Raw genomic sequence first — 10,653 nt, 5'->3', positions numbered from 1 at the left:
TGGGGTGGTCTAGTGGAAACGGACAGTGAGCTAAGGTAGGGTGGTTTTCAGGTCTTGTTCAAATTGGTGGGGCGAGCGGTAGGCCAGGGCAGAATGGCGTCGGTCGAGATTGAAATAGGTGTCGAGGTAGTGCGCCACCTCCAGGCGGGCTTCTTCGAGGGAAGCGAACGCCGTGCCTGGGGGGAGCAGCTCGGTTTTGAGCGTGCTCCAACCGGCTTCGGCCTGGGCATTATCATAAGGGTTTCCAGGCCGGCTGAAGCTGGGCACGGCCCCGGCTTGGGCGATGCGGACCCGGCAAGCGGCGCTGGTGTACTGGCTGCCGCGGTCGGCGTGAATAATCAAGCCCGGCGCGGGTTGGCGCAGCGTCAGGGCCTGTTCTAACGCCAGCAGCACGAGTTCGGTCGGCATCTGGGCGGCCAGGTGCCAGCCGACCACGCGCCGGGAGCAGGCGTCGCGCCAGGTGGCCAGGTAGCACCAGCGCCCGCCCACCAAGGGTAGATAGGTAATGTCTCCGACCCAGACCTGGTTCGGGGCGGTGGGGACCGGCTGACCCAGCAGGCGGTTTTCGGCCACCACGGCCGCCGGGTCGGCCACGGTGGTGCGGGGCCGGTGCGGGCGGGTACTCAAGGCTTGTAAGTCGTGCCGGCGCAGCCAGGTGCGCAACGCGTAGCGGCCCACGGCGTACCCTTCTGCGTGTAACTCGGCCCGCAACCGCCGGGTGCCGTAGCGCCGGGCGTGGCGCGTAAAGGCCGCTTGCGCCGCCACTTGCCACGGCACCGGCGCGGCAGCCGGCCGTTGCCGCCACTGGTAATAGCCGGCCGTGCTTACGGCCAGCACCTGGCACAGGACCTGCACGGGCCAGGGCTCGGTGCAGGCGGCGATAAAGGCGTAGCGGCTCATGACTGAGGCGGTTGGGAGAAGATGGTCACGACTTTTTTTAAAATATCGCGCTCCATTTCCACGCGCTTGAGCGCGGCCCGCAGCTGCTTGATTTCGTCGCGCTCCGCGCTGCTGGGGACGGCGGCTTCCAGGGCTTGGCGTTGCCAGCGCCCCAGCAGGGCCGGTGAAATGCCCTGGGCACGGGCCACGTCGCTTTGCCGGGTACCAGCCGCTACTTGGCGGACGCACTCGGCTTTAAAAGCCGGCGTGTATTTCTTGCGGGTGGAGGGGTTTCCTACAGGATTCGATTTTTCAGTCATGAGCAGCGGAAGTTAAGACTTCTCGCTGTCCGTTTTAGCTAGACCACCTCAATCAATATCGCACCCATATAATCTATCCTGGGGCTGCTTATTGCCTATCTCTAGCAGGCGGTCACGCGTAGCTGTAAGAAAGCCACACCCCCCAAAACTGGGCTCTAGCACGATATCAGTTGGCTGCCTGATAGCCCAGCGCGTCAGAATTTGCGCTGCTAGGTCAGGCGTATAATAGATACCGTTCTGTTTTTTTTCCTGTAAGTCATGCTTACCAACGCCTGGGTATTCGGGAGGCATAGGCGAGGCTGAAGTAGGAATAACTGGCAACATATTCAGTAGTGAAATCAGAGCCAACCCCTTACGTATATAGGTATATACCTGTATACAATAAAGCAAACTTTGGCAATCGGTAAATGTACTACTAGCATTTTGAAGAACCCCGTTGCGGGCACTGAAATAGCAACTTTATTATGGTTTTGCATGCTGCCAAAAGCGCTATATTCATGTGGCTATCTACGCCCGAATGCACAACAGATCCTCCCAGCAGGTCGTGTACGCCGGCGTCTGAAACTGCTGCTGCCCCACCCAGGGCATGAGCATCTCCCCTTGCGCCGGCAGCGCCGCCGCAAAGCGCACCTTGCCCGCCCCGAACCGCTCGTTGAGCTTGTCCAGTTCGGCCATGAGCTTGGCCCGGCGCTCAGCCTGCTCGTTGGGCTCAAATAGCAGCAGTTGCTGCTGGCCGGCCGTCTCCAGCCCGTCGAGCACCACCCCGGCCTTGCGGTACACCCCGCCCGGCTCCCAGAGCCGCTTCAGCGCGGCCCTGACGTGGCGCAGCAGCTCACTCGTGTCGCTGGTGGCCGTGGGCAGCGTGAGCACCGCCGAGCGCGTGTGCGGGGGTGGCTCCATGCCAAAGCGGCTTTTGCTGATAAAGACCGTGAGTACGCTCGCCGCCGAGCCCTGCCGGCGCAGCTTCACGGCCGCTTTGCTGGCAAAGTGGGCGATGGCCGCAGCCACGGTAGCAAAGTCCGACAGCGGCTGAGCAAACGTGCGCGTGCAGGCAATGCTCTGCCGGCGCAGGCTGCCATCCTCGCTGGGGGCCAGCTGCTGGCAGGGCGTGCCCTGCAGCTCGCGCACGAGGCGGGCGCCCACGACCCCACCCAGATGCCGGCGCGCCCAGGCCTCGCTCTGGGACGCCAGCTGCGCGGCCGTGTAGATGCCCTGAGCGTAGAGCTTCTGCGCGTACTGGCTGCCAATGCCCCACACGTCCTCCACTCCCACCTGCTCCAGCGCCCAGCGCCGGCGCTCGTCGGAGTCGAGGTGCAGCACGCCCTGCAGGGCCGGCGACTTCTTGGCCAGGCGGTTGGCGAGCTTGGCCAGCGTTTTGGTCGGGGCAATGCCGATGCAGACGGGAATGTGGGTGCGCCGGCGCACCTTCTCGCGCCAGCCCGTGGCCAGCGCTGCCAGCGGGCCGTGGTAGCGCTCGAGCCCGTGCAGATCCAGAAAGCACTCGTCAATGGAGTAAATCTCCACTTCCGGCGCCACCGAGGCCAGGTAATGCATCACGCGCCCGCTCATGTCCCCGTAGAGGGCATAGTTGCTGGAGAGCACGTGCACCTGGTGGCGGCGCACCAGCTCGCGGAGCTTGAAATAGGGCTCGCCCATGCCGATGCCCAGCTCCTTGGCCTGCTGGGAGCGGGAAATGACGCACCCGTCGTTGTTGCTGAGCACCACGACGGGCTTATCGAGCAGCCGGGGCTGGAAGGCCCGCTCGCAGCTCACGTAGAAGTTGTTGCAGTCGACCAGGGCAAACATGCTCAGATTACGCGAAGATGGCTGCCCAGCCGGCCGCGCCGGGTCTCGGTCACGACGTGCGTCACCACGCCCCACACGTCGAACATATCGGGCGCGTTGATGGCAATTTCCGGGTAGGACGGATTATCGGGCACCAGAAACCAAGCGTCGTCGCGCCGCTTGACCAGGCGCTTGACGGTGAACTCGCCCTCGACGGCGGCAATCACCACGTCGTTGGGCTGGGCCTCGAGCAGGCAGTCCACGGCCAGCAGCGCCCCGTCGCGGATGCCCGACTCGCCGCCGGTCATCGAGTCGCCCATCACCCGCACCAGGTACGAGGCATCGGGATGCGGCAGCAGCAGCCGGTTCAGATCCAGCTTCATGCTGCGGTGGTCCTCAGCGGGCGAAGGGAAGCCGGCTGGGACCCGAATATCAAAGAAGCGAAACCACACGGGCTTGCGCAGAACAGGAATAACAACGACCTGACACATCGAAAAAAAAGGGATGGTTTGCGCAAGTATACGCCCTACTAAAATTGTTAGCTATATTTTTACTAAAATTGTTAGTTTATCGTAGTGCGTGTTTGACAACTTTCCCGGGCCGGTCACTAGGTTCGCCCGGCCCTGCCGCCCTGCTAATTCAATTATGGAAGTGACCCGTGAACTGCGCCTGGAGCGCTTATCCTCCAAGAAAGGCACTGCCCCCATTCGTCTCACCTTTCGCTGGGACAATCGGCGTCTGCGCCTTAATTCCGGCGAAGTGTGCCGCCCGGCGGACTGGAGCGCAAAACTAGGCCGGGTCAAAGACAAGCCCGGCACGTATGCCGACCTGATTAACGGCACGCTGGAGTGCTGGACCCGGGCCGCCACCGAAGCCCACGCCGCCGCCCGGCGCGTGGGCGAGCGCTGGGAGGAAGAGCGCATGGAGGCCGAAATCCGCGTGCGCTACCAGCGCCTGCAGGCCGAGGCCCACGGCACGCCCGCCGAGCAGCTGCCCCCGCTGCCGGCCGTGGCCACCAAGCCGCTGACGCTGCTCGAGCAGCTGGACCGCTGGATCGAGTTTCAGGCCGGCAAGGTGTCGCTGCGCAACGGCAAGCCGCTGACCAAAACCTACATCGGCCGCCTGCGCAACCTGCGCCAGGTGCTGGCCACCTTCGCGCAGCAGCAGCACTACCCGCTGCGCTTTGATACGATCAATGCCGACTTCTACGCCAAATTCCAGCACTACCAGCTCACGGTGCTGGGCAATCAGGTCAACACGTTCGGCGGCTACGTCAAAAACCTGAAGAACTTTCTCTACTGGTGCGAGGAGCGCGAGCTGCCCGTGACCAGCAAGTTCCACCACTTCGAAACGCCGGAGATTTACGTGGGGGCCGACTTTCTGACCGAGGCCGAGCTGCGGGCCTGGGCGGGCGTGGACTTCACTACGCCAGCCGCGCGGGCGTACCTGGCCGCGCACTTCACGCCGGACCCCGCGCACCCGGGCCGGCCGGGCAGCGGCCGGCCGGCCGTCACGCTCGAGCAGCACGCCGAGCGTATCGAGCTGGCCCGCGACAAGTTTTTGCAGTGCGCCTACACGGCCCTGCGCATTTCCGACGCTGACCGGATGGCCCCGGAGCATATTCAGGACGACATTCTGCGCATGGACGCCGGCAAGACCGGCATCCGCTGCCTGATCCCTTTCTTCGATGACGAGGTGTTCAAGCCCGTGGCCCTGGTGCGCAAGTATGCCCCGCTGGGCTTGGCTACCTGCCTGCCCAAGCTCCATACCCTGGATGACTACCTGCCCCACGTGCAGCACCTGGCCGGCATTACCCGCATTCAGGTCACGACCCGCGTGGGCCGTAAGACGTTTGTGACGCTCAAAATTTTTCAGGGCGTGCCCAAGGCGCAGGTCATGCTGGCCACCGGCCATCAGACTGAGAAAAGCTTCAACCGCTACCTGGGCGTGGACGAGCAGGAACTGCTCACCATCTACCGGCGCACGGCCCGACTAGGCAGCTAAAAGTGGGGGCGGATTTGGGGGCGGATTGGGGGCGGGTCGCTGCATAACGGTGCTTAACGGTGCCTAACACTGAAAACAAAATAGCCTTCTACGCAGCGTAGAAGGCTATTTTATCAGGCACCCTTAGGCAGGGCACAAAAAAAACCGCTCCCACCCGGAAACGGCTTTTCTGAAATCGAGGCTCGGAGAAAATTCCCACCCAACTCCGGCCCGATTCTGTCCGATGGCTTAGTGCCGGAACAAAAGTTCGCGGTACTTCACCAGCGGCCAGTCCTCATCGGCCACCATCAGTTCCAGCTTATCCACGGAGCGGCGGATGGTGTCGAAATGTGCTTTGACGGTATCGCAGTAGGCAATAGCCCGCTCACGCGTGTCGTCAATCTTATTGGCCACTTTGCGGGCATTAACCATTTCATCTACCTGCTTTTTGATAGTTGAAATGTGGCGCGACATGGCCTTGATGGTATTTACGGTTACTTCGGAGTTCTCATCGTCGAGGCCCAGCTCGCGCAGGCCACGGATGTTGTTGACCAGCTTGGTCTGGTACGCTACTGCCGTGGGAATGATGTGGTTGATGGCCAAATCACCCATCACGCGGCTTTCAATCTGAATCTTCTTGATGTAGTCTTCCAGCAGAATCTCGTGGCGGGCATGCAGCTCCACGTGCGAGAAAATCTGGTGCCGCTCAAACAGCAGAGTAGCTTCCTGCTCTACCAGCGCGTCCAGGGCCAGCGGTGTGGTCGGGATGTTGGCCATCCCGCGCTTGGCGGCCTCTTCCTTCCACTCGTCGGAGTAGCCGTTGCCTTCGAAGCGGATTTTCCTGGAGCTGATAACGTACTCGCGCAACACTTCCACAATGGCCACTTCCTTCTTCTTGCCCTGCTCGATAAGCGCGTCAACCGACGTTTTGAAGTCAATCAGCTGCTCGGCCACAATGGTGTTGAGCGTGGTCATGGCCGACGAGCAGTTGGCCGACGAGCCGACGGCGCGGAACTCGAACTTATTGCCGGTGAAGGCGAAGGGCGAGGTGCGGTTACGGTCCGTGTTGTCGAGCAGAATGGCCGGAATCTTGTCGATGCCGAGCTTGAGGTAGATGTTGTCGCCTTTGTCGAGCGGCACTTTGGCCGTGCGCTCCAGCTCGTCCAGCACCGAGTCCAGCATCGAGCCCACGAATACCGACATGATGGCCGGCGGCGCTTCGTTGGCCCCGAGGCGGTGGTCGTTGGAAGCGGAGGCAATGCTGGCGCGCAGCAGATCGGCGTAGCGGTCTACGGCCTTAATCGTGGTGATGAAGAAAGCCAGGAACTGCAGGTTTTCCTTGGGACGGCGGCCCGGTGCGAGCAGATTGACGCCCGTATCGGTGCTCATGGCCCAGTTGTTGTGCTTGCCCGAGCCATTAACGCCGGCAAACGGCTTCTCGTGCAGCAGAACCTTGAAGTTGTGCTTGTCGGCAACCCGCTCCATGATGTCCATCAGGAGCTGGTTGTGGTCGACGGCGAGGTTGGCATCTTCGAAGGTAGGTGCGCACTCGAACTGGTGCGGTGCTACTTCGTTGTGGCGCGTACGCAGCGGAATGCCCAGCTTATTGGCCTCTTCCTCATACTCCAGCATGTAGGCGTGCACGCGGGCCGGAATCGAGCCAAAGTAGTGGTCGTCGAGCTGCTGGCCTTTGGCCGGGGCGTGGCCGAACAGCGTGCGGCCGGTCATCACCAGGTCGGGGCGGGCGTTGTAGAGGGCCCGGTCCACGAGGAAGTACTCCTGCTCGATGCCCAGCGTGGTGTGCACCCGGTTTACGTCCTTGTCGAAGTACTGGCACACATCGACGGCAGCTTTTTCCAGCGACGCCAGCGACTTAAGCAGCGGGGCTTTGTAGTCGAGCGCCTCGCCGGTGTAAGCCACGAAAATCGTGGGAATGCAGAGCGTTTTGGCCCCGGCCGTTTCGATGATGAAAGCGGGCGAAGTCGGGTCCCAGGCAGTGTAGCCACGGGCTTCGAAGGTGTTGCGGATGCCGCCGTTCGGGAACGACGAGGCGTCCGGCTCCTGCTGCACCAAGGCTGAGCCCTTGAAATTCTCAATCGGACGGCCGTCCGAGTTCAGGTCGAAGAAGGAGTCGTGCTTTTCGGCCGTTGCGCCGGTCAGGGGCTGGAACCAGTGCGTGTAGTGCGTGGCACCCTTGGCCATAGCCCAGGTTTTCATAGCCGAAGCTACGGCATCGGCCACGCTGCGCTCCACCGGCGACCCTACCTTGATGGCTCCCTGCAGCTTTTTGAAGTACTCGCCGGGCATGGTAGCCCGCATTGCATCCAGGTTGAACACGTTTTTGCCAAAGCTGTCGGAACGACGCTCGCCGTTGCTGGCAACTGTCAGTGGCTGGCGCTGATCAACCAGTTCAAGTGCTTTAAAGCGGAGAATTGCCATGAAGGAGGTAAGCGGAGTAGTAACTGGTTTGGTTCGGTGAGTGCAAAGATTAGATGACTTTAGTGCTTTTGCAATACCTACCCTCTTGAATGAGGACATTATTTTATTTGAACGCTACTTTCCAGACATACCCCCTTCTCATAGAAAGACATTCTTGAGAAAACATCGGCAAAATCGACAACACCCCCTTCTCACAGCCACGCTTTAGAAAAGTGAAATCAGGAGTTAGTCCTCACTATACTGACTGAAGATTCCTCACCTGGGTCGGTTAAGTACAGCCCGGAGGCCGGAGCGGCGGATGGAGGGCGGCATCAGCAGCAAACCAGCCGTACCTTTGCAGGGTGAGAAACCGTTTTGCGTTCCAGCCGCGCTACTTTCTGTTCTGGCTGGCCTTCTTTGTGGTGGCTAAGGCCGTGTTTCTGCTGTATCACTTCGGCAAAGCCGGGACCCTGCCGGCTGGCACGCTGGCCGGTATTTTCGGCTACGGCCTGCGGCTGGATGCTTCGGCGGCAGCGTACCTGAGCCTGGTGCCCTTCGTGCTGCTGATGGCCGGCAGCCTGCTGGGTAACCGGGCGGGCACAGATCGGCTGATTCGGTTCTATACGGCCGTGACGGGGGTGCTCGTGGCGTTTCTCAGCACCGCCGACCTGGAGCTGTACCGCACCTGGGGGTTCCGGCTGGATGCCACGCCGCTGCAGTACCTCAACTCCCCGGCCGAAATGGCGGCTTCGGCCGGCAGTGCGCCGCTGCTGCTGCTCATAGGAGCTTTTATCGGGCTGCTGCTGCTGGGGTATCTCCTATATAATACGATAGTGGGCCGGTTGCCGCAGCTGCCGGCCGGGTTTGGGCGCGGCCGGGCGGCGCTGGCCAGCCTGCTCTACGCGGTGCTGCTGGTAGTGCCGCTACGGGGCGGCGTGCAGCAGATTCCCATCAACCAGAGCGACGTATACTTCGCCAGCCAGCCGTTTGCCAACCACGCCGCCGTGAATGTGCCCTGGAATGTGGTCAACTCCCTGACGACGCTGCGCGACACGGACCCGGCCCGCTACCAGTTCCTGCCCGACAGTACGGCCCAGCGTCTCGTGCGGCCCCTCTACACCTATACCGATACGCCCGCCGCTGACTCTGCCACGACCGGCCTGCTGCGCACGGCGCGGCCCAACGTTGTCTTTATCATCCTGGAAAGCTTCACGGCCAAGCTGGTGGGCAGCATGGGCGGCGAAGCCGGCATCACGCCCAACCTCGACAGCCTGGCCCGCACCGGCGTACTGTTTTCGAACATCTATGCTGCCGGCGACCGAAGCCAGAAAGGATTGGTGGCCCTGCTCTCCGGCTACCCCAGCCAACCGACTTCGGGAGGCATTATCAAGTCGCCGCGCAAAACCGAGCAGCTGCCGCACCTGGCCCGCTCGCTGAAACAGGCCGGCTACAGCACGCAGTATTACTATGGCGGCGAGCTGGCGTTTGCCAACATGAAAAGCTACCTCATGACGGCCGGCTACGCGCGTCTGACCGAGCGCGCCGACTTCCCCAAAAGCCAGCAGAACTCGAAATGGGGCGCCCACGACCATGTGCTCTTTGATAAGGTGCTGGCCGATTTGCGCACGCAGCGGCAGCCGTTTTTCACTACGGCTTTCACGCTGAGCAGCCACGAGCCGTTTGAAATCCCGATTCCGCGCAAATTCCGGGGCACCGACGAAACGGCGCTGTTCCGCAACTCCGTGTATTATACGGACTGGGCGCTGGGCCGCTTTCTGCACGAAGCCCGGCAGCAGCCCTGGTACGATAACACGCTGCTGGTGCTCGTGGCCGACCATGGCCATACGCTGCCCGGCTTCAGCGCGGTAGACTCGCCTGACAAGTTCCAGATTCCGCTGGTGCTGGCCGGCGGCGCGCTCCGGCCCGAAGCGCGAGGCCGCGTGGTGCGCAGCCTGGGCTCCCAGACTGATATTGCCGCGACCCTGCTCGCTCAGCTGCAACTGCCCGCCACCGGCTACCGCTGGAGCCGCGACCTGCTGCGGCCGGTGCAGCAGCCCTCGGCGTTCTACTGCTACAACGACGGATTCGGGTTCGTGACGCCGGCCGGCTCGCTCACCTTCGACAACGTTTCGGGCCGGGAAACCAGCCGCACCAAGGGGGTGCCCAGCCGGCAGCTGCGCCAGGGCCAGGCCTACGAGCAGCTCAGCATGCAGGACTACCAGAACAAGTAAAGCGTTGCGCCGATGACCGAGCTGCTTTTCGTGTACAATGCCAACGGCGGGGCCCTGAACGGGCTGCTGGACACGCTGCACAAGACCCTCTCACCGAGCACGTATTCCTGTTCGTTGTGCGCCCTCACGTATGGCGCCTTCACTATACGGCCAGAGTGGGCGGCTTTTCTGCGTCAGTTGCCCGTCACCTCTGTTTTTCTGCACCGCGACGAGCTGCGCGCCCAACACCCCGAACTAATCGGCCAGCCACTGCCCGCCGCGTTTCAGCGCACCGCAGGCGAAAGCTGGCAGCCCTTCCTGACACCGCAGGAGCTAAATCAAACCAATTTGCCCGGTTTGATGGCGCTGGTGCGGGAGCGGCTGTAACAAGGCCGATCTGGCAATGTAGACGGCTACTTCTTAGAATGCGGCCGTAGATTCTGACCGGCTGGGCTTCTGTGAGGTTCTTTCTGTGGAGGTGGATTTGTTGGAGAGTACAAAAGAGCGAACCGCTACTTTTGACTGCCTAGATTATATGACAGCTTACAATGACGCAGAAGGAACGAGCAAGGCAACGGACGATGACATGGTATATGATGTATAAAAAAACGGGATTAAGAATGCTTATTGATAATGTAATTTAACCACTACCAGCTACAGGAACTCAAAAGAGAATCATTGCTCCCACGAAATATGGGGTAAAAAAAATTCATGATACAGCAATAAAAAAACTTACACACGAAAAACAATGACATTTATTAATTTTAAGTCTTTGCATTTTCTATCTAACATTATACCTGTAGTGTTCTTGACTTCATGTGCAACGTTTGCTTTCTTCAGACCTGAATTTATCGACAATCTAAAATATTTAAGCGTTTTACAAGTTAATATACAGGGTGCTAGCTATGCGTTTATAATGTCTCTTTTTGCATATACAGTGCCAGGAATACTGATATGTATGTATTGGTGGCGTATATTTAGCTATAAAAATTCCATGAAGTCTGAATCTATAATTTTTGGTTTTACTGGAATTTTATTAGTGATTTTAGGTAGCTTAC

The 10,653-nt window shown here is 60.5% G+C and carries 8 protein-coding genes; 3 read left to right on the top strand and 5 right to left on the bottom strand.

The window, feature by feature from the left end; genetic code table 11:
* Positions 1–30: 30 nt before the first annotated feature.
* From BUE15_RS18645 to umuD, 4 genes are all read right to left on the bottom strand, one after another.
* On the bottom strand, positions 31–900 hold the full coding sequence (locus BUE15_RS18645; protein ID WP_073287955.1) for an IS3 family transposase: 870 nt from the start codon (positions 898–900) through the stop codon (positions 31–33).
* Positions 897–1,199, bottom strand: a complete 303-nt coding sequence (locus BUE15_RS22095) for a transposase (RefSeq protein WP_073285727.1) — start codon at positions 1,197–1,199, stop codon at positions 897–899. The genes BUE15_RS18645 and BUE15_RS22095 overlap by 4 nt, the downstream gene beginning before the upstream one ends.
* 507 nt (positions 1,200–1,706) lie before the next feature.
* Positions 1,707–3,005, bottom strand: a complete 1,299-nt coding sequence (locus BUE15_RS18630) for a Y-family DNA polymerase (protein ID WP_073288378.1) — start codon at positions 3,003–3,005, stop codon at positions 1,707–1,709.
* Between the two features lie 2 nt (positions 3,006–3,007).
* Positions 3,008–3,475, bottom strand: a complete 468-nt coding sequence (gene umuD, locus BUE15_RS18625; protein WP_073288376.1) for a translesion error-prone DNA polymerase V autoproteolytic subunit — start codon at positions 3,473–3,475, stop codon at positions 3,008–3,010.
* Positions 3,476–3,629: 154 nt separating this feature from the next.
* Between umuD and BUE15_RS18620 the strand changes: the two genes are divergently transcribed.
* Positions 3,630–4,988: a site-specific integrase gene (locus BUE15_RS18620; RefSeq protein ID WP_073288374.1), complete on the top strand. Its 1,359-nt coding sequence runs from the start codon at positions 3,630–3,632 to the stop codon at positions 4,986–4,988.
* Between the two features lie 228 nt (positions 4,989–5,216).
* Here BUE15_RS18620 and BUE15_RS18615 read toward each other — a convergent pair whose 3' ends face one another.
* Positions 5,217–7,406 (bottom strand): glutamine synthetase III family protein, encoded by a 2,190-nt coding sequence (locus BUE15_RS18615; RefSeq protein WP_073288372.1) that lies wholly within the window; start codon positions 7,404–7,406, stop codon positions 5,217–5,219.
* Between the two features lie 341 nt (positions 7,407–7,747).
* Here BUE15_RS18615 and BUE15_RS18610 point away from each other — a divergent pair, with 341 nt between their 5' ends.
* Both BUE15_RS18610 and BUE15_RS18605 read left to right on the top strand, forming a co-directional pair.
* Complete coding sequence (locus BUE15_RS18610) at positions 7,748–9,616, top strand: LTA synthase family protein (RefSeq protein WP_073288370.1); 1,869 nt, start codon at positions 7,748–7,750, stop codon at positions 9,614–9,616.
* Positions 9,617–9,628: 12 nt separating this feature from the next.
* Positions 9,629–9,982: a hypothetical protein gene (locus BUE15_RS18605; protein WP_073288368.1), complete on the top strand. Its 354-nt coding sequence runs from the start codon at positions 9,629–9,631 to the stop codon at positions 9,980–9,982.
* The last annotated feature ends 671 nt before the right edge of the window (positions 9,983–10,653 follow it).

This window comes from Hymenobacter psychrotolerans DSM 18569, assembly GCF_900142395.1.
In the GTDB taxonomy this organism is placed as follows: Bacteria; Bacteroidota; Bacteroidia; order Cytophagales; family Hymenobacteraceae; genus Hymenobacter; species Hymenobacter psychrotolerans.
This window is presented reverse-complemented; position numbering and strand designations above follow the sequence as displayed.

Bases quoted from the DNA above. Each gene is read 5' to 3' on its own strand.
- BUE15_RS18645 (WP_073287955.1), bottom strand. From the start codon at position 900: ATGAGCCGCTACGCCTTTATCGCCGCCTGCACCGAGCCCTGGCCCGTG.
- BUE15_RS22095 (WP_073285727.1), bottom strand. From the start codon at position 1,199: ATGACTGAAAAATCGAATCCTGTAGGAAACCCCTCCACCCGCAAGAAA.
- BUE15_RS18630 (WP_073288378.1), bottom strand. From the start codon at position 3,005: ATGTTTGCCCTGGTCGACTGCAACAACTTCTACGTGAGCTGCGAGCGG.
- umuD (WP_073288376.1), bottom strand. From the start codon at position 3,475: ATGTGTCAGGTCGTTGTTATTCCTGTTCTGCGCAAGCCCGTGTGGTTT.
- BUE15_RS18620 (WP_073288374.1), top strand. From the start codon at position 3,630: ATGGAAGTGACCCGTGAACTGCGCCTGGAGCGCTTATCCTCCAAGAAA.
- BUE15_RS18615 (WP_073288372.1), bottom strand. From the start codon at position 7,406: ATGGCAATTCTCCGCTTTAAAGCACTTGAACTGGTTGATCAGCGCCAG.
- BUE15_RS18605 (WP_073288368.1), top strand. From the start codon at position 9,629: ATGACCGAGCTGCTTTTCGTGTACAATGCCAACGGCGGGGCCCTGAAC.